Origin of the sequence: Polaribacter sp. Hel1_85, assembly GCF_000766795.1 — a bacterium.
GTDB lineage: Bacteria > Bacteroidota > Bacteroidia > Flavobacteriales > Flavobacteriaceae > Polaribacter.
Genome location: NZ_JPDS01000002.1, coordinates 719,535 through 743,618 on the forward strand (window position 1 = coordinate 719,535; position 24,084 = coordinate 743,618).

At 30.4% G+C, this 24,084-nt stretch carries 13 protein-coding genes and 1 pseudogene; 12 read left to right on the forward strand and 2 right to left on the reverse strand.

What is annotated here, in order from left to right:
- Nucleotides 1-3: 3 nt before the first annotated feature.
- A complete protein-coding gene (locus PHEL85_RS10290; protein WP_052108536.1) occupies nucleotides 4-3,252 on the reverse strand; it encodes a SusC/RagA family TonB-linked outer membrane protein in 3,249 nt (1,082 codons plus the stop codon).
- Nucleotides 3,253-3,830: 578 nt separating this feature from the next.
- On the opposite strand from PHEL85_RS10290, the gene PHEL85_RS10295 reads away from it, so the two are divergent.
- The 11 genes from PHEL85_RS10295 (at nucleotide 3,831) to PHEL85_RS17375 (ending at nucleotide 22,412) form a co-directional block, all read left to right on the forward strand.
- Nucleotides 3,831-5,021, forward strand: coding sequence for a glycoside hydrolase family 88 protein (locus PHEL85_RS10295; protein WP_036824731.1), 1,191 nt, complete (start codon nucleotides 3,831-3,833; stop codon nucleotides 5,019-5,021).
- Between the two features lie 62 nt (nucleotides 5,022-5,083).
- Nucleotides 5,084-6,169, forward strand: a complete 1,086-nt coding sequence (locus PHEL85_RS10300; RefSeq protein ID WP_036824734.1) for a glycoside hydrolase family protein — start codon at nucleotides 5,084-5,086, stop codon at nucleotides 6,167-6,169.
- Between the two features lie 55 nt (nucleotides 6,170-6,224).
- A complete protein-coding gene (locus tag PHEL85_RS10305; RefSeq protein ID WP_235318262.1) occupies nucleotides 6,225-7,529 on the forward strand; it encodes a sugar porter family MFS transporter in 1,305 nt (434 codons plus the stop codon).
- Between the two features lie 5 nt (nucleotides 7,530-7,534).
- Nucleotides 7,535-8,362 carry an alpha/beta hydrolase gene (locus PHEL85_RS10310; protein WP_036824739.1) on the forward strand — a complete coding sequence of 276 codons (828 nt, stop codon included), beginning with the start codon at nucleotides 7,535-7,537 and terminating at the stop codon, nucleotides 8,360-8,362.
- A 15-nt stretch (nucleotides 8,363-8,377) separates the two neighbouring features.
- The gene (locus tag PHEL85_RS10315) at nucleotides 8,378-11,050 is read left to right on the forward strand and encodes a hypothetical protein (RefSeq protein ID WP_036824742.1); all 2,673 of its coding nucleotides are present in this window, start codon (nucleotides 8,378-8,380) and stop codon (nucleotides 11,048-11,050) included.
- Nucleotides 11,051-11,109: 59 nt separating this feature from the next.
- Nucleotides 11,110-13,899, forward strand: coding sequence for a heparinase II/III family protein (locus PHEL85_RS10320; protein WP_081965122.1), 2,790 nt, complete (start codon nucleotides 11,110-11,112; stop codon nucleotides 13,897-13,899).
- A 13-nt stretch (nucleotides 13,900-13,912) separates the two neighbouring features.
- Complete coding sequence (locus PHEL85_RS10325; protein WP_081965123.1) at nucleotides 13,913-17,092, forward strand: alpha/beta hydrolase fold domain-containing protein; 3,180 nt, start codon at nucleotides 13,913-13,915, stop codon at nucleotides 17,090-17,092.
- Between the two features lie 21 nt (nucleotides 17,093-17,113).
- A complete protein-coding gene (locus tag PHEL85_RS10330) occupies nucleotides 17,114-18,556 on the forward strand; it encodes a glycoside hydrolase family 30 protein (protein WP_052108538.1) in 1,443 nt (480 codons plus the stop codon).
- A 17-nt stretch (nucleotides 18,557-18,573) separates the two neighbouring features.
- A complete protein-coding gene (locus tag PHEL85_RS10335; RefSeq protein WP_036824745.1) occupies nucleotides 18,574-19,941 on the forward strand; it encodes an alpha-L-fucosidase in 1,368 nt (455 codons plus the stop codon).
- A 130-nt stretch (nucleotides 19,942-20,071) separates the two neighbouring features.
- Nucleotides 20,072-21,019 (forward strand): SGNH/GDSL hydrolase family protein, encoded by a 948-nt coding sequence (locus PHEL85_RS10340; RefSeq protein ID WP_081965124.1) that lies wholly within the window; start codon nucleotides 20,072-20,074, stop codon nucleotides 21,017-21,019.
- Between the two features lie 319 nt (nucleotides 21,020-21,338).
- A complete protein-coding gene (locus PHEL85_RS17375) occupies nucleotides 21,339-22,412 on the forward strand; it encodes a leucine-rich repeat domain-containing protein (protein ID WP_052108539.1) in 1,074 nt (357 codons plus the stop codon).
- 118 nt (nucleotides 22,413-22,530) lie between these two features.
- Here PHEL85_RS17375 and PHEL85_RS18140 read toward each other — a convergent pair.
- Nucleotides 22,531-22,641, reverse strand: a pseudogene (locus PHEL85_RS18140) (IS1595 family transposase); the annotation flags it as partial.
- Nucleotides 22,642-23,098: 457 nt separating this feature from the next.
- Between PHEL85_RS18140 and PHEL85_RS10350 the strand changes: the two are divergent.
- Entirely contained in the window at nucleotides 23,099-24,082 is a 984-nt protein-coding gene (locus tag PHEL85_RS10350; RefSeq protein ID WP_036824748.1) for a Kelch repeat-containing protein, read from the forward strand.
- Nucleotides 24,083-24,084 lie beyond the last annotated feature (2 nt).

Below are 24,084 nucleotides of genomic sequence, written 5' to 3' on the forward strand. Positions count from 1 at the left end.
TTTTTAAAAATTAACATTAACACCAAATGCCCAACTACGTGCATAAGGATAGGTTTTTTCTGTTTCAAAACCATACTCTGGGTCATATCCGTCATCTAAACTAGTATGTTCCCATAGATCATTACCACTAAAGTACACTCTAATTTTATTAAATTCAGTTTCTCCTAATTTTATTTTTGGAAGTGTGTACCCTACTGTTAAGGTTTTTAAACGTACATACCTGTTATTTTGTACTCTAAAATCATTATAAGCCCAGTTCCAGTTAGATCTGGTTGTGTGTGTAGTAGTTCTAGGTAATGACGCATCAGTATTTGTTGGTGTCCAAGTTTCTCCAAGAAATTGATCTGTTTGGTTTGAAAAACGCCCAACGATAGGGTATGCAAAAACACCTGTTCTTAAAATGTCTTGTTTACCAACACCTTGAAACAATGCTCCAAAGTCAAAACCTTTATAACTCGCAGATAAATTTAGACCAAAATTATAATGTGTTTGACCATTTCCAACATGTACTAAATCATTTGAATCTATTCTTCCATCTTCATTTACATCAACTTTTCTTACATCACCAGGAGTTAGTTTAGTAGTGTTACCTCCATCTGCCATTGATGCATTACTACTATTAAGAATTTCTGTATGAGCAGCATAATATTGATCTACTTCTTCTTGTGTTTGAAAAAGACCATCTGTTTTATATACCCACAGTGAATTTAGTGAATAACCTTGAAGACTAGTATTATACCCATTACTTGGAGTTTCAATACCTCCTTTGTTTACAACAAGACTATTATTGTCTGATACAAACGCATTTACACTGTATTTGAAATTGTCATTTACGTTGTCTTGCCAAGTAAGAGAAGCTTCCCATCCTGTACTTTCAAAATCACCTCCATTTGATAAAGGAGCTGTACCTCCTAATTGACTTGGGAAAAGTACATTAATAAACATACCTACATTTTGCTTTTTGTAAACATCAAAACTACCAGATAATCTGCTGTTTAATGCTCTAAAATCTAAACCAATATTAGATTGTACTACACGTTCCCAATTTCTATCACGACTAGTAAGTCTAGATAAATAACCAGTGGTTTGCAGTGAAGGTGTTGAACCAAATAATGTATTACCCTCAGTTACCCCAGAAATATAATCATAAAGTTGTAAAGGGCCATTGTTAGGAAAACCATTTGCAGTTTCACCATAACTAGTTCTTACTTTTAGGTAGTTTAAAAAACCTAGATTTTCCATAAATTTTTCTTTAGTAATTATCCACCCTAAAGAACCTGATAAGAAATTATCCCATCTTTCTTCTGGTGCAAACCGAGAAGAACCATCTCTTCTAAATGCTGCCTGTACTAAATACTTTTCTTGATAATCATAGGTTAAATTAGCTAAAACACCGTATAGACCTTCATGACTATTACTACCGCCATTTTCAACTAAAATTTCATCTGATGCCGATGTTATGTCGTAAACTCCTTGGTCTTCAAACCCTTGTCTGAATGCGTTTACACTTTTTGTTCTACTTGCTTCAGTGTTTATACCTGTTGTAAAACCAATGTTATGATCTTCATTAAATGTATTTTTATAATTTAAATAAGCCCCATATGTATCAGTTCTTCCAGTACCATGATTGGTGTAAAAAGAAGATGAACCTTGGTTTACAGTGTTTACTTGTTTAATTCCGTCAAATGTATAAATAGGTACTTCTAAAACATATGTATTTTGAGCTAAACTTGTTGTTTTAAAAGCAGCTGAAGCCTTAAAATCTAAATGATCTGTTATTTTATAAGTAGCATCAAATACAAAACTGTGTCTATCTCTTTCTTCAAAATTTCTACCCCCATCAACAAGGTTGGCTAGAGGTTGTCTTGCTCCTCCAGAATAATTGAAGTTAGATACCCATTGGCCATAAGGGTTTACTGTTGGGTAGATAGCAGGGTCATTAGTAAAAACACTTCCTGTTAAACCAGCCGATGGCTGAGATCTTTTTAATTGAGTTAATGCCAAGTTAGTTCCTATATTTAAACGATCACTTACTTGAACATTTACTACAGATCTAAAATTATACTGTACCTCACCATCATAAGTTGCAGTTACAGCACCAACATCCTCTAGATACATTCCTGATAAACGATAACTTATTTTATCAGTAGAACCAGAAATACTTAAATTGTGTTGATTTGATATTGAAGTACCATATACTTGATCCCAAATATTATTATTTGTAATATAAAGATCAGTTGGGTTATTAGCAGGAGCACCCCAAAAAGAATTTACGTATCCTTCTTCACCAGCAGCAAGCATGTCTCTAATAGATTTTGCATTGTCTATACTAATCCATCCAAATGGGTTTGCTGTAAAATCTCCCATTACAGCATCATCTGATTCCATTGCGTCAATGTATACATCAAAATATTCTTTAGCAGAAGTGCTTTGTGGTTTTATACCAATAGTATTTATTCTAACTTGAGAATTGATTTCAATACTCATTTTTCCTTTTCCTTTCTTTGTTGTTACTAAAACAACACCATTCGCTCCTCTTGAACCATATATAGCAGCAGACGCATCTTTAAGAATAGAAATGCTTTCTATATCATCAGGGTTAATTTGATTAAAATCTGCGCCAGGAATACCATCAACTACAATTAAAGCAGAACCACCATTTACAGATGTACTTCCCCTAATTAAAAAACCAGCATCTTGCTCACCTGGTCTAGAGCTACTTCTACTTACAATTAGGCCTGGTGTAGATCCTTGTAAAGCTAAAACAGGATTGGTAACCGCTCTGTTTTCGAAAACTTCACTTTTTACAACATCTATTGAACCTGTTATTACAGCTTTCTTTTGTGTTCCGTAACCTACTACTACAATTTCATCTAATGTTGTAGCATCTGGTTTTAAAGAAACATTAACATTTGTTTTGGTTCCTACTGTAATTTCTTGACTAGCGTATCCTAAGTAAGAGAATACTAATACAGCTTCGTTTGAAGGTACTTTAATTGAGTAATTACCGTCAAAGTCTGTTGCAACTCCTATTGAAGTTCCCTTTAATATTACTGATACTCCAGGAATAGGCATGCTATCATCTGAACTTACAACTGTTCCAGTAATTGTTTTTGTTTGTTGAAGCCCTAAATTTGGAATAGGGTCTGCTGCATACAATGAGGTTGGTGACCCACAAAGCATAATACCTAATACCCAGAAAAGGCTTGCAAAAATTTTCAGTCTAAACTGATCTTGTTTAATTTTTTTCATGAAGTTAATTTTAAAAAACTATTAGTTATAGTTAAATTGTTAAGACAATGTTAAGAAGATTGGGAGTTGGTTTTTATAAATTATTGTTTTATGATGATAAATTATGATTCTTTTCTCTATTTATTTGGGTCTTTTTAAGGTGAAACAGAAAATTGTGATTTTTTTTGTGTCTTTTTTAGCTGAAAAAGAGAAGCTTTTTAAGTTTTTAAAAGGTTAAGAGTTTTGTTTGAAAATTTTAATATTTATTATATGTATGAATTATGGTAGTGTGAATTAGTGTTTTATTAATATTTATAATGTTTTTTTATTGATTGTATAAAATTAATTCAATTTTTTAAAAACAAGGTTTTAACTTCTGTTTTTTAGAAGTTATTAATGTTGATGTTGTTTTATAATTAGTGAAGTATAGTTATGGTTGAGGTAAAGGGTAATATTTTATAGTTTTTGAGTCATAATTTATGTTTGCTCTTTTATGGTCTGGTTAAATTGCGTCATGATTAAGAAACTTTAAACTTGATGTAAAATATATGTTTTCTTTAGGTTTTTAGTCAATTATCAAAACTATATAAAAAAAATAAATGACAAGATTATTCCTTATTGCAATCTCATTATTAATGTTTGCATGTACTTCGACTCAAAAAAAAGAAACCGTTTTTAATCCATCAAAAATGTTGGATATAAGTGCAAAAAAAATTAAGAAAACCTCTTTAGAGTTAACAAATTCTGAAGAATTTTTAAGAAATATTCCAAAAGACAGTGTTGATTGGAAGGTAGTAGGTGTTAAAGATTGGTGTAGTGGTTTTTGGCCAGGAGTTTTATGGTATGCATATGAAGCTTCTGGAGATATAGAGTTAAAAGCAGAGGCAGAAAGATTTACAACTCCTGTTAAAGAAATAGCATATACACCTGCGTTAGATCATGATATTGGATTTCAAGTTTTTTGTAGTTATGGAAATGGTTACAGGTTAACAGGAAATGAAGAATATAAAACAATAATTTTAGCAGCTGCAGATACTTTGGCAACGCTTTACAATCCTAAAGTTGGTTCTATTTTATCTTGGCCTATTATGGTAGAAGAAATGGGGCATAATACAATTATTGATAATATGATGAATTTAGAGTTGCTTTTTTGGGCTTCGAAAAATGGAGGGAATAAAGAATTGTATAATATTGCAGAGAGTCATGCGAAAGTAACAATGAAATATATTGTACGTTCTGATAATGCTGTTTTTCACGTAGCAGATTTTAATCAAGAAACAGGTGAATTTGTAAAAGGTCACACACACCAAGGGTTGTCAGATGAGTCTATGTGGGCTCGTGGTCAAACCTGGGGTATTTATGGTTTTGCTATGTCTTATAGAGAAACAGGTAATAAAGATTTTTTAAATACATCTATTAGGTTGGCAGATCATTTCTTAGAGAGATTGCCAGAAGATGGAGTTCCATATTGGGATTTTGATGATCCTAAAATACCTAATGCACCAAAAGATGCATCTGCAGCAGGAGTTGCAGCATGTGGTTTGTTAGAGTTATCTAGTTTAGTTGAAGATAAAGTATTGAAAGAAAAGTATTTTAATGCGGCGAAAAAATCTTTAGAGATTTTATCTAGTAAAGAGTATTTTAGTGGGGATAAAAATAAAGCCCTTTTATTACATTCAACAGGTCACTTACCTAATAATTCAGAAATAGATATTCCAATTATTTACGCAGATTACTATTACATGGAAGCATTGTTGAGATTGAAAAAAATGGAAGCAAAGAATAAATAGCGATCATTTTAAAATCAAAAGATTTAATAAGTTAATAAGAATTAAACGATTCCTTTAAAATAATGAGATATCTTTTTCTTTTTTTAATAGGATTTAGCACAAGTATTATTGCTCAAAATTCAATAATCAGTAATTTAAAAGAAGCTCCAATTAATGGAGGTTTAGAAATGGAAGATTACTGGGTTTGGGGAAGTTCTGTAATTAAAGGAGATGATGGTACTTATCATATGTACGCATCTCGTTGGCCAAAAATTTTGCCATTTCATCCTGGTTGGATGGTGGGTTCAGAAATTGTGCATGCCACTTCTAAAACGCCAGAAGGTCCTTATAAATTTAAAGACGTTGCTTTAGGAGCAAGAGGAACACAGTTCTGGGATGGTAAATCATGCCATAATCCTAAAATAGTAAAATACAAAGACACTTATATACTTTATTATATGGGATCTACTCATCCATTTGAAGATATTACAAAAGAGAATGTGAAAGCATTTGATTTATCTAGTAAATGGTGTATTGCTGCTCGTTGGGGAAAACGAATTGGAATTGCAACTTCTAAAAGTCCAAACGGACCTTGGAAAAGGTTAGATAAACCCATTATTGATGTGAAACCGAATTCATATTATAGCTTTTTAACTTCAAATCCTTCACCATTAATTAAAAAAGATGGTTCTGTAGTTTTACTTTTTAAAGGTAGGCAGTATAAAGAAGATGGAATAAAGCATAGTGATATGAGTATAGGAGTTGCTACTGCGCCTTCATATGATGGCGAATATACTGTTGTAGGCGATAAACCATTATTTTCAATGGAACATTTTGGTGAAGTTGAAGACCCACATATGTGGAGTGACAAAAATGGATATCATATGATTGCAAAAGATCAACGTGGTAAAATTACAGGATTTGCTGGAGATGGATTATTAGCGCATTCTGCGGATGGTATAAATTGGACTATAGACGATAACCCAAAGGCATATACCAAAACTGTAAAATGGAATAATGGAAAAACAATTAAACAAGGCCAGTTAGAACGTCCTTTTGTTTTAATTGAAAATGGAAAACCAACACATTTGTTTTTTGCAACAATGAACGGTCCTGGAGGATTTGGAAATGGAACAAAAACATGGAATATGGTGATTCCTATAAAATAATAATAAAGACAAATAATTAAATTAATAAAGTATTATGGGTAATAAAAAAATATTAATGTGGTCAATTACCGCTGCTTTGGCAGGGTTTTTATTCGGTTTTGATGTAGTAGTTATTTCTGGTGCAGATCAAAAGTTACAAGTTTTATGGGGTTCTTCAGATTCTTTTCATGGTTCTGTTGTTATGGGAATGGCTTTATGGGGAACAGTTCTTGGAGCAATATTTGGAGGTTTTCCAACAAATAAATACGGAAGAAAAAATACATTATTAGTCATTGGAGTTTTATTTGCAGTTTCCGCTATAGGTTCTGCATTTGCAAATGACCCATATTTCTTTGCTTTTGCTCGTTTTATTGGAGGAGTTGGAGTTGGAGCATCTACAATAGCTGCACCTGCTTATATTTCTGAAATTGCACCTGCTAAACATAGAGGAAGATTGGTGGCAATGTATCAATTTAATATTGTTTTTGGTATTTTAATTGCATTTTTCTCTAATTACCTATTAAGTGGTATTGGTGAAAACGCATGGAGATGGATGTTGGGAGTTGAAGCTATTCCTGCAGTTTTGTATATATTATTTGCTTTAAAACTTCCTAAAAGTCCAATTTGGTTATTATCTAAATCTAGAGAAACAGAAGCAAGAGAGGTTTTAAAACTTATTGATATTGATGCGGATGTTGAAGCAGAAATTGAAGCGTTTAATTCACATAATGAAAAGAGTAATAAATCTGAAACAATCTTTATTAAGAAATATAGATTTCCTTTAATGTTAGCTTTTTTAATCGCATTTTTTAACCAATGTTCAGGTATTAATGCCGTTTTATTTTATGCGCCTCGTATTTTTGAATCTGCAGGTTTAGGAGAAAGTTCAGCTTTATTAAATAGTATTGGTATTGGTGTAACTAATTTAATATTTACTTTATTAGGTGTTTTCTTAATCGATAAATTAGGTAGAAAAACATTAATGTATTATGGTTCTATAGGGTATATAATTGCATTAGGGTTACTGTCTGCTGCTTTTTTATTAGAATGGTCTGGTATGGCAGTTCCTTTTTTTATATTCTTATTTATTGCAGCACATGCAATAGGTCAAGGAGCAGTAATTTGGGTGTTTATTTCAGAGATATTTCCAAATCACTTAAGAGCATCAGGTCAGGCTTTTGGTAGTTCTACACATTGGGTATTGGCAGCAATTATCCCATCAATATTTCCTTATTTATTAGATTTATTAGGTGGTGGAATCATATTTATGGTATTTGCAGGAATGATGGTTCTTCAATTATTGTTTGTTGCGTTTATGATGCCAGAAACAAAAGGGAAAACATTAGATGAACTTGAAGATATTATTTTAAAAAATAAATAAATAAAATGAATAAATTTATAGGTTTCTTTCTTGTATTTATAAGTTTATCATATACTTCATTTGCATCAAAAATAGATACATTAGAGGTTTATAGTCCTTCAATGAAAAAGAATATTAAGAATCTGGTTATTACACCAGATTCTTATTTAAGTAATGCAAATTCTTATTCTGTAGTTTACTTATTGCATGGTGCTGGTGGTAATTTTAAGGATTGTCTTAAAAAAATGCCAGATATTAAAAAATATGCTGATGATTACAACATTATTATTGTTTGCCCAGATGGATCTAAAACAAGTTGGTATTTTGATAGTCCTATAGATGCTACAATGAAATATGAAACATATGTGTCAAAAGAATTAGTTTCTAAAATTGATAACACATATAAAACATCTGCAAATAAAGAACATAGAGCTATTTCTGGTTTAAGTATGGGAGGTCATGGAGCATTATTTTTAGCTTTTAAACATTCAGATGTTTTTGGTGCAGCTGGTAGTATGAGTGGTGGAGTAGATATTAGACCATTTCCATTAAGATGGAGCATTGCAGAAAGGTTAGGTTCTTATTCAGAATATCCTGAAAATTGGGAAAATAATACAGTTATTAACCTTGTTCATTTATTGACAGGTAAAAACTTAAAATTTATTTTTGATTGTGGTGTAGATGATTTTTTTTATGATGCAAATGTTAGGCTTCATAAAAAATTATTAGAACGTAATATTCCACATGATTATATAGAACGTCCAGGAGGACACACAAAAAAGTATTGGAAAAATTCTATAAAATATCAGATGGTATTTTTTAATGAATTTTTTAATGAATTTTTTAAAAATTAAAATAGCACAATAAAAATGAGTTTTCAGAAATTAATACTGTTTTCATTGATAGCTTTTTTTGCAACAGCTAATGTGTTTTCTCAAAATATTGAAAAACATCCAAGGTTATTTGCTGATAATGGAGATAGACAGGAGTTGTTGATTAAAATAAAGAATCAGGAATGGGCTAATAATTCATGGAATTCTATATTAGAAGAAATAAATCCTTATGTAAATCGTCATGTAAATGACCCTGAGTGGATTGTTTCAAGGTTGGCTATGTATTGGAAAAAAGGAGAACATTTTACTCAATGCTATATCAAAAAACAAAATTGGGATTATGGTGAAGGAAATGCACCTATACCAACTGTTCGTTTACCAGGTATGCGTACTTGGAACGATTTTAAAAATGTGCCTTTAAAAGATAGAATTCCTTTTAATGAATCTGGGGATTTGTTAGGAGTCAGTAAATCTAGTGCAGACAAAACACCTGTTTTAATTCCTTATAAAAAAACAGGACATATGGTTCGTCAGAATAATATGGAAATATTAAAGTTGGCAGAAAAAGCTGCTTTTGCATATTATATTACACAAGATGAAAAATATGCTAAATTTTCTGCGGATATTTTATGGACTTGGTTATTAGGAACCTATTATATGGAACCACCTTTAGATCCAGAGAAATCATCTAAAGGACCTGGAGGTTATGCTCCTGGAGGAATTTTAGGATATTATGATTATGAAGTAATTCATGATGATCGCCAAATACCTATGGCTGTTGCATATGATTTTCTTCATAATTATTTGAATGCCCATCCACATCAACATTTAAAAACAATCAATAAGACAACAACAGAAGTTGCTGGAGTTGTATTTAAAAGATTTATTGATATTGGACTTATAAGAGGTGGTAGAAGAGGAAATTGGAATGTAAATCGTTACAAAAATGTTCTAAACAGTATGCTTGTTTTAGAGTCTAACGATTTTTATAAAGACGGAAAAGGTAGAGAATATTATATTCCTCTTTACACAGAGAAATCTTCAGATTATTGTTCTGCTTTACCAGAAATAATGGATTTTTATAATAAAACAACGGGGTTATGGCCAGAATCTCCAGGGTATGCTTCTGGTATGATTCCTTTGGTATTAGATATGGGGGTAAAATTGTATAAATCTGGTGTAAATACTTTAGCCGGAAATCCAATTATAACCAAAGCAGCATTAGCCAATTTAGGTTGGTTAGATGCACGTGGTAATTTAGTGCTTTTTGGAGATATGCGTGGAGGACCTGCAAATATTTCTTGTTTTGAATCTTTATTAACCTATGCAACTTGGGAAGGAGATAAAGAAACTGCAAAAAAAATGGCGACTGTAATTCGTAAAAATATTTCATCGGGTCAGTATGATAGAAATAAATCAAATTGGCAAGGAATCATTTTAAATCAAGTATTACCAAAGTCAGGAAATAATTTACCATTTCATAGAACCGCATATTCACCATTTCATAAACATATCATTATGAAAAATGGAAATGATGAAACGAATGGATTAATGTTTACGTTATATGGAGGTAAACACCGATCTCATTTAGGTAAAAATGGATTGGCAATGCAATTTTACGGTAAAGGTTGGTCTTTAGCACCAGATGCTTCTGGATATGAATCATATTGGTCTGCAGATTCAGGTTATCACAGAGGAATAACAGGTTCCAACACAATTGTGCCAGGGTATAGAAATGGTGATATTACCATAAATGCGATGGATCCTTCAGTGGATACAAAAGTTGGATTGTATAATGCTACTGAAACATCAAAAAATGTTTCTTTTTCTGATGTTTCTGCAGATGAAAAAAGACGTGTAGTAGCTATGATTCGTACTTCAGAAAATACTGGGTATTATGTAGATGTGTTTAGATCTAATCAATTAAATAACGATTATATCCATCATAATTTAGGAAATACAATGCAACTTACTAGTGATTCATATAAAGCTTTAGATTTAGAAAGTGTGAATGATTTAGGTGTTGCATATGATAAAAATTATAAATTCTTTAAAAATCAAAGAAAAGTAAAATACACGTGCGATTTTAATTCAATTTGGATGATTAAAAATGTTTCTCCATCATTAAATGTACACATGTGGATGATGGGACAAGATCATAGAGAATTATATGTTGTAGATGCACCACCAACTACACTTAGAAACGATATTACTCCAGGGCAAGTAAATAGAAGTCCAGAAACTACTCCAACTTTAATTGTTCGTCAGAATAACATTAATGGGGCAAAAAAACCTTTTGTAGCTGTTTTTGAATCCTATGAAAAAGGAGAAAAATCTATTCAAAAAATATCTAAAATAAAAACTTCAGATAATTTTGTAAGTATTGCTGTAAAGTCTACAAAAAGTACACAATTTATCTGTAATGCAATCGATGATGAAATATATAAACCAATGAGAGGTTTTAAGTTTCAAGGAACTTTTGGTATTGCTTCAGAAAAAAATAAAGAATTTGAGTATTTGTATTTAGGTAAAGGGAAATTATTGCAAAAAAACGGCATTAAAATTGAAGCTGTAAATGAAAATGTAACAGCAGAATTAAAATTAGAAAATGGTACATATTACTATTCTTCTGATAAACCAATTTTAATTTCAATTAATAAAGGAAAGTCCAAACAATATCCTGCTGGTTATAATGTTGAAATTAAATAAGCAACACATTAAAGTTGCAAATAACACTGAAAATAGTTTAAAAGATAATACTAGTATTTATGTTTAAGAAAATTCTAATTTATGGATTGTTAATTCTTCCTTTTGCAGTTATTGCACAAAGAGAGTCACATCCTAGAATTTATACAAACCAACAATCAGGGAAGAAATTTTTTAAAAGCATTGAGCATTTAGAATGGAAAAGAGGCTTGATTGATAAGAAAATTAAGAATCTAGAAAAGTATCTTAATTATTGTAAAGAAGATCCTACTTGGATGGTTTCTCGTTTACAAATGAATTGGAAAACCAAACATACTAAAGTCTTTTTAAAAGGTGGCGAATTTTCTCATTCAACTGGTGAAGCACCAGTGGCAACAGTTCGTTTTTCTGGAACCAGAGATTGGGCTACTGATTATAAAAAACCGAAGTTAGAAGATGTTATACCTTATTTTGATGATGAAAGAGGTTTTTATCTTAAACATAAAAAAACAGGAAAAAAAGAGTGGATCCCCCCATCTAAAATAGGACATACAATTGAAGGCATAAATAGAAATATTATGAGTCTTGTTGAAGATGCCGCTCTTTTATATTGGCTTACAGGTGAAAAAAAATATGCAGAATTTGCTGCACCTATATATCTTAAATATATAGATGGTATGTTTTATAGAGATGCACCAATTGATTTATTAAATTCGAATCAAGCAGGTATTTCTGGTTTAGCAACTTTTGAAGTGATTCACGAAAAAGTGTTATTAAATCTTTTAACTACGTATGATTTTCTCTACAATTATTTTCAAAGAAAAAATGTTAATTTAGAAAATAGTGTTGCTGTTTTTCAAAAATGGGGAGATCAAATTATTAATAAAGGAATTCCAGATAATAACTGGAATCTTTTTCAAGCAAGATTTTTAACCTATGTTGCTTTAACGTTAGATAGTAATGCTAATTATGCGAATGGAAAAGGAAGAGAATATTTTTTAGACTATACTTTTAACACATCAACAGAAAGACAATTATCTATCAAAGAATCTTTATTGGTTTATGATTATGAAACAGGAATGTGGCCAGAGTGTGCCTCTTATTCTGTTCATGTTATTACAACTTTGTTAGATATTTTTACCTTATTAGATAATGCGACCAATAACAACGAACTTTCTAGTTTTCCTATTATTGAAAAAGCAGCATTAGCTTCTTTTCAATATTTGTTTCCTAGTGGTTATACTGTTGGTTTTGGAGATTCTAATCATAAACCACTTCCACCAGAAAATTTCGAATTATTAATTTCGAATTATAGTAAATATAACAATGGTGAAAAAGAAGCAATTATTTCTGGATTATTACAGCAAATGATTGATAAAGGTGAGTACAAAAGAAAAGTAAAAAATTTGTTTCAATTGTTTTTTTATGTTGATGCATTAAAACCTACAGAAAAGAATCCGAATGCTTTAAAGGAGTTAACGTCTCCAACATTTTATGCATCAAACGTAAGTATGTTTAACCAAAGGATAGGAGAAGGAGATGATGCTATGATGGTTTCTACCACAGGTTCTTTTGGAAATCATGCACATGCAAATGGTGTTTCTATAGAATTGTTTGCAAACAAATATGTTTTGGGTCCAGATATGGGAAAAGGATCTAGTTATTGGCATGAAAATCATAATGAATACTATTCTAAATTACCTGCGCATAATACTGTTATTGTTGATGGAAAGTCAGATTATAAAGCAATGCGTAGTTATCATCCGTTTAAATTAGAAAATAATTTTCCGGAAGTAAATAAAACGCCAAATTTTAATAAGTTAACATTTTCTGATGTTTCTTTTTTTGAACCTAAAACAAAATCAAATCAACAAAGATTTACAGCATTGATAAAATCAAATACATCAAAAGGATATATAGTTGATGTATTTAGATCAAAAAAACAAGAAGAAGGCGCCCAACGACACGATTACTTTTATCATAATTTAGGACAATCACTTCAAATTTTAGATTCAAATGCTAAAGAAATAAACTTAAACGAGACAACAGATTTTGGAAGTGAATATGGAGATATAAAAGGGTATGATTATTTAAAGAATAAAAAGAAAGTAACTACAAACAAAGATGTACAGGCATTATTTACTTTAAAAAGTGAAGGTGTATCAGATAATTTAATGAAACTTTGGATTAAAGGAAGTAAAAACCAAAGTATATACACAGCATTGGCTCCAAAAGCGAACTCCTTTAAAAAAGGTTCTGGTACAGCTCCTAAAAATGTTATTGGAGATCCTATTCAAACTTTGGTTATTAAAAGAGAAAGTGCAGCTTGGGATAATCCTTTTGCAATCGTATTCAATCCTTATATAAATGGAGAAGAAAATCCAATTTTGGATGTAGAATATTCTACAATTAAAGAAAATCCAAGCACTCAAGTAATTGATGTTTTATTAAGTGATAAAAAAACAATTGATAAAATTGTACTAAATAGTAGTGAAGAAGAAGTTGTAGAACAAAAAGGATTTTATCAAAAAGGATTATTATCTGTCACTAGAAAAGAAGAAAATAATGAATCTTTATCTTATTTGTTTTTATCAGGAATGTATAAATACGAAAAAAACGGATGGGGAGTTATCGCTTCTAGTTTGCCTGTAACCATTTCAATAGAACGTTCTGGAGATACATTTGTGATAGAAAATAATGCTCCTGTATTGATAAAAGCTCCTTTTTTAAATGGAAAAAAATCAGCAGAATTAAGAGTCTATGAAAATGGAAAATTAATAGCAACAAGAAAAGGACAAATCAATAGATATAATCCAGAGCAGTTAGAATTTAGATTATCTAAAGGATATGAAAAAGTAGTAATCGTTTACTAAAACAATAAAAATAATGACAAAGTATTTAATTGCAACCTTACTTTTCTTATTAACAATTACAAAGGTTAATAGTCAACATAAAATTGATGGAAATCAAACGAATCCACAAGAACTTATTTATAAAGTTATAGATGGAGATACGTTAAAATTAACGCTTTTTTATCCGAAGAAAATCAAAAGAAAAACACCAACAATAGTTTTCTTTTTTGGAGGAGGATGGAATGGAGGAAGTATTACACAATTTGAAGATCAATCTAAATATTTTGCGTCTAGAGGTATGATTTCTATTTTGGTAGATTATAGAGTTAAAAATAGACATAAAACAACTCCTTTTGATGCTGTAAGAGATGCAAAATCTGCTATTAGATATATAAGAAAACATGCAAAAGAATTACATGTAAATCCAAAGAAAATTGCTGTTTCTGGTGGTTCTGCAGGAGGTCATTTAGCTGCTGCAACTGCTACTTTAGAAGGATTAAATGAACCAAAGGAAGATTTGTCTATTAGCGTTAAAGCCAATGCATTAATTCTTTATAATCCTGTAATAGACAATAGTAAAAACGGATATGGTTATAAAAGAGTTGGTGAACGGTATAAAGAAATATCGCCACTTCATAATATTAAAAAAGGAGTTCCTCCAACAATCTTTTTTTTAGGAGATAAAGACAAACTTATTCCTGTTGCAACTGCTAAAAACTACAAGGCTAAAATGGAAGCTGTTGGAAGTAGATGTGATTTGTTTGTGTATAAAAACCAACCTCATGGATTTTTTAATCAATGGAAAAAAGGAGGAGTAGAACATTATTTAAAAACTACTTACGAGGCTGATATTTTTTTAGAGTCTCTTGGATATTTAAAAGGAAAACCAACATTTAATAAACCAAAAACAATAGAGCTTTTTGTATCAAAAAAAGGTGCTGTAAAAAATGAAGGGACTAAAGAGTCTCCATTTTTGAAATTAGAATCTGCTGTAAAAAAGGCAACAGCAATAAAATCAAAAAGAGAAAATGCAAAGGTAATTATCAATGTACTTCCAGGAGATTATCATTTAGAGAAACCAATTATTATTTCACCTTTATTAAATGGATTAACAATAAAAGGAACAAATTCTTCAGATGTAACTATTAAAGGTTCTAAAATCTTAAACACAAATTGGAAAAAATTCAATAATGATATTTATGTAACTAAGGTTGCTTCAAATTTAGATTTTGATCAACTTATAGTGAATGATACACCTCAAATTTTAGCTCGTTATCCAAATTATGATGAGAAAGCTCATTATTGGCAAGGATTTGCATCAGATGCAATATCAAAAGAACGTATTGCAACATGGAAAAATCCTAAAGTAGCTTATTTTAACGCTTTACATGGTGGTAAATGGGGAGGTTTTCATTTTGAAATTACGGGAGTAGATAAAGAGGGAAATGCTATTTTAAAAGGAGGACAGCAAAATAATAGAGGTTCTAAACCACATAAAGAATATCGAATGGTAGAAAATGTGTTTGAAGAATTAGACGGTCCAGGAGAATGGTATTTAGATAAAGAAACGCATCAATTGTATTATTGGCCTACTAAAAATGTAAATATTGAAAACTCTAAAGTAGAAGTTGCTGTATTGAAAGATTTGATTCAGGTAGTTGGTACCTTAGAAAAACCAGTAAAAAATGTAACGATTAGTGGTATTTCTTTTAAATACACAAAACGTACATTTTTAGAGAAGTTTGAACCTTTATTACGAAGCGATTGGTCTATTTATAGAGGAAGTGTTGTCTTTTTTGAAGGTACAGAAAATTGTGAGGTAAAAGATAGTGAATTTGCTTACTTAGGAGGAAATGTTTTGATGGCAAGCAAGTATAATAAAGGTTTAGAAATTAAGGGAAACCATATTCATAATAATGGAGCAAGTGCTATTTCTTTTATTGGAGATCCTTCTGCAGTACGTTCCCCATCATTTAATTACGGACAATTTGTAGCGTTATCAGAAATGGATACGATTTCTGGACCTAAAAATGAATTATATCCTAGAGCTTGTTTAGTAAAAGATAATTTAATTCATAGAATTGGATGTATAGAAAAGCAAACAGCAGGAGTTCAAATTGCGATGGCTATGAGCATTAAAATAAGTCATAATAGTATTTATGACGTGCCTAGAGCAGGAATTAATATTGGTGATGGAACTTGGGGAGGTCATGTTTTAGAATTTAATGATGTATTTAATACTGTTTTAGAAACTAGTGATCATGGTTCGTTTAATTCTTGGGGAAGAGATCGTTTTTGGCTTCCAAAGAGAAATAAGATGAACGAGTTAACAACTCAAAAACCAGATATGTATACTTGGGATGCTGTAAAAACGACTGTCATTAGAAATAATCGTTTTCGTTGTGATCATGGTTGGGATATTGATTTAGACGATGGTTCTTCTAATTATCATATTTACAATAACCTGTTATTAAATAACGGATTAAAATTAAGAGAAGGCTTTAATCGAGTAGCAGAAAATAACATTATGGTTAATAATTCGCTACATCCACATGTATGGTTCGCAAATAGTAGAGATGTATTTAAGCATAACATTGTGGGTGATACCTATCAAGATGTTGGCTTATTAGGTTGGGGAAAAGAATTAGATTATAACTTTTTTCCTACTGAAGAAGCAATGATGAAATCACAAATGTATAATAGAGACTTGAATAGTTTTTATGGAGATCCAATGTTTAAAGACCCGAAGCATTTAGATTTTAGTGTTAAAGAAAATTCACCAGCTTTAAAAGTCGGTTTTAAAAATTTTCCAATGAATAAATTTGGAGTTCAAAAAGCAAATTTAAAAAAGTTAGCTAAAACACCTGAAATTCCAGTATTAAGAGATGTATCAAAAATTGGTGCTAAAGAAAGAAATGTTAAAGTAGCTTGGTTAAGAAATACATTAAAAAGTGTATCTTCTGAGCAAGAGCAATCTGCTTATGGGTTAAATACAGCAGAAGGAGTTATTGTATTAAAAATATGGAAACCTAGTCCTGCAGTACAAAATAATGGAATTAAAAAAGGAGATGTAATTCTAGAAGCAAATAGTGTAAAACTTAAAAATGTAAAAGATTTCTTTACAGTTTTAAGAAATAATAACAAACTTGAATTGATAGATATTGTAGTAATGCGTAATCAGTCTGAGCTACCACTTAAAATTAGATTTAAGTAATTAAAATATAAACACCTGAATATGAAAATTAATAACAAAAGCTTACTCTTTAGTTTTACTTTACTAATGTTCTTTGTAAGTAAAGTAATGATGGCTCAAAAAGTTAAAATGGTTTCTACAACAGAAACAGAGCGATGGGTGAAATCAAAAAGAGATATTAAAATTATTGAATCTAATGCAGAGGCAGATATTGTTGTTTATTCAGATAGTATTTTACAAGTTGTTGATGGTTTTGGGGGTTCTTTTAATGAATTAGGTTATACAGCTTTACAAGTTTTACCAGAAAAGGGTAGAAAAGAAGTAATGGAAGCGTTGTTTTCTGAAGATGGATGTGATTTTACAATGTGTCGTTTACCATTGGGAGCTAGTGATTATGCATTAAGTTACTATTCTAGTAATGATGTTCCTGAAGATTTTGGAATGCGTGATTTTAATATTGATAGAGATCGCTTTATTATGATTCCTTATATCAAACAAGCATTAAATATTCAACCTAGTTTAAAACTTTGGGCTTCTCCTTGGTCACCTCCAGCTTGGATGAAAGTAAATGAACATTATTCAGCACGAAGTGGAGATTGGAATGGGCGTCCTCAAGGAAATAGAATGACCCCTGGTGCAGAAATTTTTAACAATGCAACTGGTTTTAAAATGCAAGAAAGATACTTAAAAGCATATGCTTTGTATTTCTCTAAATTTGTACAACAATACAAAGAAGCAGGTGTGCCATTATGGGCTATTATGCCACAAAATGAAGTTGCTTATGCACCTAACTGGCCAGCTTGCACTTGGAGACCAGAAGATATGGCTTATTTTATAGGGAAGTTTTTGGGGCCTAAATTTAAAGAAGATAAATTATCAACTGAAATTTGGTTAGGAACTATAAATGCAGGAAATCCAGATTATGTAAGAACAGTATTAGATAATAAAGATGCTTCAAAATACCTTAGTGGAGTAGGGTTTCAATGGGGAGGTTCAAAATCTATACCAACAATAACAAAAGAATATCCATCTTATAAGTTAATGCAAACTGAGAATAAATGTGGGAATCAAGAAAATAATTGGTCGTCATTACAAGTTTCATGGGAAACTTTAGTGCATTATACAAATAGTGGTAGTGGATCGTATATGTATTGGAATATGATTTTAGATGAAACAGGTATGAGTTCTTGGGGATGGCCACAAAACTCAATGATTGTTATTGATAAAAACACAAAAGAAGTAATTTATAATGATGAGTTTTACCTGTTTAAACACTTGTCTCATTTTGTAAAACCAGGAGATAATTTATTAAAATCATCAAAAGGTAAAAACCATCTTGCTTATAAATCTAAAGATGGAAATACAGTTATTTTGGTAAATAATCCTAATAAAGAAAATAAAACAATTAAGATTAAAGTTGGAAATAAAACAGTTTTAGCAAAACTAAAAGCAACTTCAATTAATACAATATTAGTTTCTAAATAATATAAATAAAGAAAAGAATGAAAGATTACAAGAAAATTATTTTAGTTGTATTGGTAGCAATACTTACGCTTCAAACAAGTTTTGGGCAAAAGAGATCAACAAAAAAACGTTTGTCTGATGATGAACGTATGGAATGGTGGAGAGATTCTAAATTCGGAATGTTTATTCATTGGGGAGCGTATTCAATTATAGGTGGAGAACGTGGAACTAAAATTGCTGGAGGTGGTGCAGAATGGGCAATGGATAAATTAGATTATACCATAGAAGATTATGAAAAATTTCCTAAAATGTTTAACCCAACAATGTTTGATGCAGATGCATGGGTAACAATGGCTAAAGATGCAGGTATGAAGTATATTGTACTTACTTCTAAACATCACGAAGGTTTTGGATTATGGGATTCTAAAGTATCAGATTATGATGTTATGGATACTTCTCCGTTTAAACGTGATATTATTAAAGAATTATCAGAAGCTTGTAAAAAACAAGGAATTGTATTTTGTTTTTACTATTCTATCGTAGACTGGCATCACCCACAAGCACAAGGTAATTTATATCCAAATTATAACATTTCTCAACATGATGATCCATCTGTAGTAAACCCAGAATTTCCTGAGTATTATGAAAAATATATGAAACCTCAAGTAGGTGAATTGTTAAAGAATTACGGAGATATTGGTGTAGTTTGGTTTGATGGTGATTGGATTTCTGATTATACAACAGAAATGGGGAAAGATCTTTATAAATACATTCGTGATATTCAACCAAATACAATTGTAAATAATAGAGTTGATAAAGGAAGAAAAGGAATGGAAGGAATGGATGCAGTAGGAAACTTTGCTGGAGATTTTGGAACACCAGAACAAGAAATTCCAGATACAGGAATTGATACTGATTGGGAAGCATGTATGACAATGAATGGTTCATGGGGATATAAGCCATCTGATAATAATTGGAAAAGTAGTAAAGATTTAATTCAGAAATTGGTTGATATTGTTTCTAAAGGAGGTAACTTTTTATTAAACATTGGTCCTGATGGTTTTGGAAGATTCCCTTCAGAAAGTATTAGACGTTTAAAAGCAATGGGAGAATGGACTAAAAAGAATGGTGAAGCTGTTTACGGAGCTTCTGCAAGTCCATATAAAAAACCAAAATGGGGACGTTATACTAAAAAAGATAATGTGATTTATGCACATGTTTTTGATTGGCCTAAAGACGGATTGTTAAAAATAAATAAAGAAATTAAAGTAAAAAAGGCAACTGTTTTAACAAACCCAAAAACAAAATTAACAACAACTGCAACTTCAAGAAATGTATTAGTAGATGTGCCAATGTTAGCACCAGATGCTACTGTAACAGTAATTAAAATTGAGTTAAAAAAATAATTTTAATAAAATTTTAAAAGAAAAGAATCTACAAACATCTAAAAAGATATTTGTAGATTCTTTTCAAAATACAGAATTCTATTTCAAAATATCTGTTTATACTGATCAGAAATTATTAAATAAAAACAAGATGAATATTTATAAGAAAATAATAATTGTTGCAGTTGCTATTATTTTAAATGTTAGTGTTGGGTTTTCTCAAACAATTCCTTCTGAAAAACCAGAATGGGGAGCGTATACTCAAGTAGAAGATGGTTTCTTGTTAGCGCATGTTATTCATTGGCCAGAGGATGGTAAATTGGTAATAGATAGAGCTATTAAACCAAGAGAAGCAAGGTTGCTTTCTAATCCAAGTAAAAAAATAAAAATAAAATTAATTAATGGTAAGTTAACGGTATTATTACCTAAAAAGGTTGACGATGCTCAAATTTCAGTTGTAAGAATACAATTAATTCCTACAGAAGATTGGGCAAATCTAAAAAGATATAGAAAAGCAAATGCAGCACTAAAAGCACCTTCTAAAAAAGAAAATAGAGTAGTATTTATTGGTAATTCAATTACAGATAACTGGACAAGAGATCATGGTATTTTCTTCGAGAAAAATCCATCATTTGTAAATAGAGGAATTAGCGGACAAACATCAGCTCAAATGTTATTGCGTTTTAGACCAGATGTTATTGAGTTAAATCCTAAAGTGGTTATTATTTCTGCAGGAACAAATGATATCGCAGAAAATAGAGGTCCAATAAGTATCAAACGTATTGCAGGAAATATATTTTCTATGGTAGAATTAGCTAAAAAAAATAAAATTAAAGTTGTTTTAGCATCCGTATTGCCAGTAATTAGTTATTCTTGGTGTCCATCTATAGAACCAGCTGATAAGATTATTGAACTGAACAAGCTTCTTAAAAAATATGCAAAAGACAATAATATTATTTATTTAGATTACTACACACCAATGGTAAATGAAGATAAAGGGCTGATAAAACATTTAGGGAGAGATACAGTACACCCTAATGCAGCAGGTTATGATATTATGGAACCTTTAGTTCAAAAGGCTATTAAGAAAGCATTGTGAATTTGTAAATTAAAATACGGTTTTTCATAAGATGTATAAATAAAAAAAAGAAATCTAAAATTAGATTTTCTATATAAAAATTATTCTCCGCGGTATTTAATTAGAACTTATTAGTTTGTGAAGTTAGGTTTAGAATTGTGAAATATTATTATTGTTAGTAAATAAAGTTTTCTTCATAATCTATTTTTATAAAGCTTGTTATATCGTTGATTTATATGAATAAGGTATTATTTTATAGGTTTTGAGTTATAGATTATAGTTGATTTTTTATTAAAAATATAAATTTGTATATAATTATTAATTATTTAAACTATTTCTTATGAAAACAAAATTATTTTTTATTATTACTTTTTTGTCATTCTCTTTATTAAGTGCTCAATCTGTAGGAGACACATTTGTAATTGAAGGCTTAACCTATAAAATCACGGAGTTAGGAACATCAAATACAGTGGAGGTCTCTAATGATGGAACTGTGAGTGGTAGTGTAACAATACCTTCTACGGTTGTTGATGGAGTAACTTATGATGTTACTGCTATCGGTAAAAGTGCTTTTCAAGCTAATGTGAATATTACTGAGGTAATACTACCAAGTTCAGTTACTCATATTAAAGAGTCAGCTTTTCACGGATGTACTATTTTAGCTTCTGCAAATTTAGAAAACCTAGTTCAAATTGATAAAAGAGGTTTTAGAGAATGTCAGGTTTTAGTACCTACAGATACAAATTTAGCGAACCTAACTACTACTGGACCAAGTGCTTTTGATAGATGTAATGGTTTTAAATCTTTAAATCTTCCTGTATTAACATCTGTATCAGATTATTCATTTGTTAAGTGTACTAATATGACATATGTAACCCTTTCTCCATCTTTAACAGATATACCTTTAGGTATGTTTGATGAAAATACAAGTTTAGAATCAATTACAATTCCTAGTAAAGTAACTACAATAGGTAAATGGGCATTTAGAAATGCCGGATTTAAAACGGTAACTTCCTTAAATCCAACGCCTCCTACAGTAGATGCAAATGCTTTTTTAAGTTCAGGTTATACTACGATACCATTATTGGTTCCAAGTGGGGCCGAAACTGCTTATGGATCTGCTGCTGTATGGGAAGATTTTGCAAGCCTAGATGTATTAAGTGTAAGTAATGTTAAGCAAAATTTAAACTTTAATGTTTACCCTAATCCTGTAAATGATGTTATTTTTATAAAAGGTGAAGACGTGGATAACGCTAATATTAGTGTTTATGACTTTAGAGGTAAGATGTTATTGAGTTCTAATATTACTGAAATATCTCCTGAAGTTAATATTTCTACCTTGGCAACAGGTGTTTATTTTTTAAAAATAAAAACACAAACAGGAGAATTTACAAAGAAAATTGTAAAGAAATAATAAAATACAATTTTATTAAAGTTGTATTAATGTAAAAAGAAAAATAGAAGTGCTTAAGATATTCTTAGGCACTTTTTTTCGTTTAGTAATTATATAGAATTCATTAGTATAGTTGCATCTAATCTACTTTATCCTTTTGAACCGTTTTTGTGATTAAGTTATTGGATATTGTTGTTTTACTTTGTGATCGATTAATTCTAAAAGAAAATTCATTAAAATATGAACTAATTAAATATTGTTTTTAACAATCCTAAATATATCTATAAGAATATGCAGGTTAAAAAAGATAATGATTTTTGGTAGAATCATAAACGAATTACATTTTAATACAAAAAAGGCGATACAGATATGTGTCGTCTTTTTTATTGTGAAATCTTGTTGAGATTAAAATAATGCATATAATGAATTGTTAATGAGTGTCAAGTATGAGTAGAAAACTATGAGTTATACGAAGTGAACTATAAATTATATACTTTAATTTGAAATTGAATTAATTTCGTTTTGTATTCAAAAAAAAAGAACATAAAATAATTATTATAAAAAAAGATCAAGGGTAAGGATAATCAAATGGATACTTCAAGTCTTTGCTTAGGTTTTTATGTTTTAGAAAGACAATCGGATAATGCTGTATATCCGTATAATATTATAAAAAAAGAATTGATCAAAATTGTTAAAAACTCGTTATTATGATTAAAAAAAGTTTTCTCGTTTTCTTGTTTTTTGCTGTTCAACAAATATTCTCTCAATCTTTTAAAGATTATAAATGGGAAACTTTAAGTTGTAATGGAGAACCAGTAGCAAGGCATGAAGCAGCTTTTGTAGAAGTTGATAGTAAGTTCTACCTTCTTGGAGGTCGTCGTATTCAAGAGGTTTCTGTATTTGATCCAAATAATAATTTGTGGACTTCAGGAGCAAAACCACCAATAGAAATACATCATTTTCAGGGAGTTTCATATAAAAAGAAGATTTATATAGTGGGTGCTCATACAGGAAAATATCCTTATGAAACACCATTGCCACAAGCTTATGTTTATGATCCCGCTAAAGATTTATGGATGAAAGGATTTGCAATACCAAAGGATAGAGTTCGAGCATCAACAACAGCCAATGTATATAAAGATAAACTTTACATAGCAGGTGGTATTATAGATGGTCATTGGGATGGTCATGTAAAATGGTTTGATGTATATGATTTTAAAACTGGTAAATGGAAAAAACTTCCAGATGCTCCACGAGCAAGAGACCATGCTACATCAGTAATTTGTAATGATAAATTGTATTTATTGGGTGGACGAATTTCATCAGGAAAAATTAAAAAAGTCTTTCATTTAACAATTGCAGAGATTGATGTTTATGATTTTAAAACAGAAACCTGGAGTACGTTAGATACTTCAATTCCTAGACAACGAGCAGGTTGTACTTCTATATGTATCGATAATAAAATAATTTTTACTGGAGGAGAAACATCAAAAGAGAAAAAAGCAAACGGAGAATTAGATGTTTTAGATACAAAAACGGGTGCCTGGAGTAAATTACCTTCTCTTGTTCAAGGTCGTCACGGAACACAACTAATTTGGCATAAAAAGAAGTTATACATAGCTTCGGGATGTAGCAAACGTGGAGGAAGTACAGAATTAACATCAATTGAAGCTTTTAGTTTTGATAAATAAAA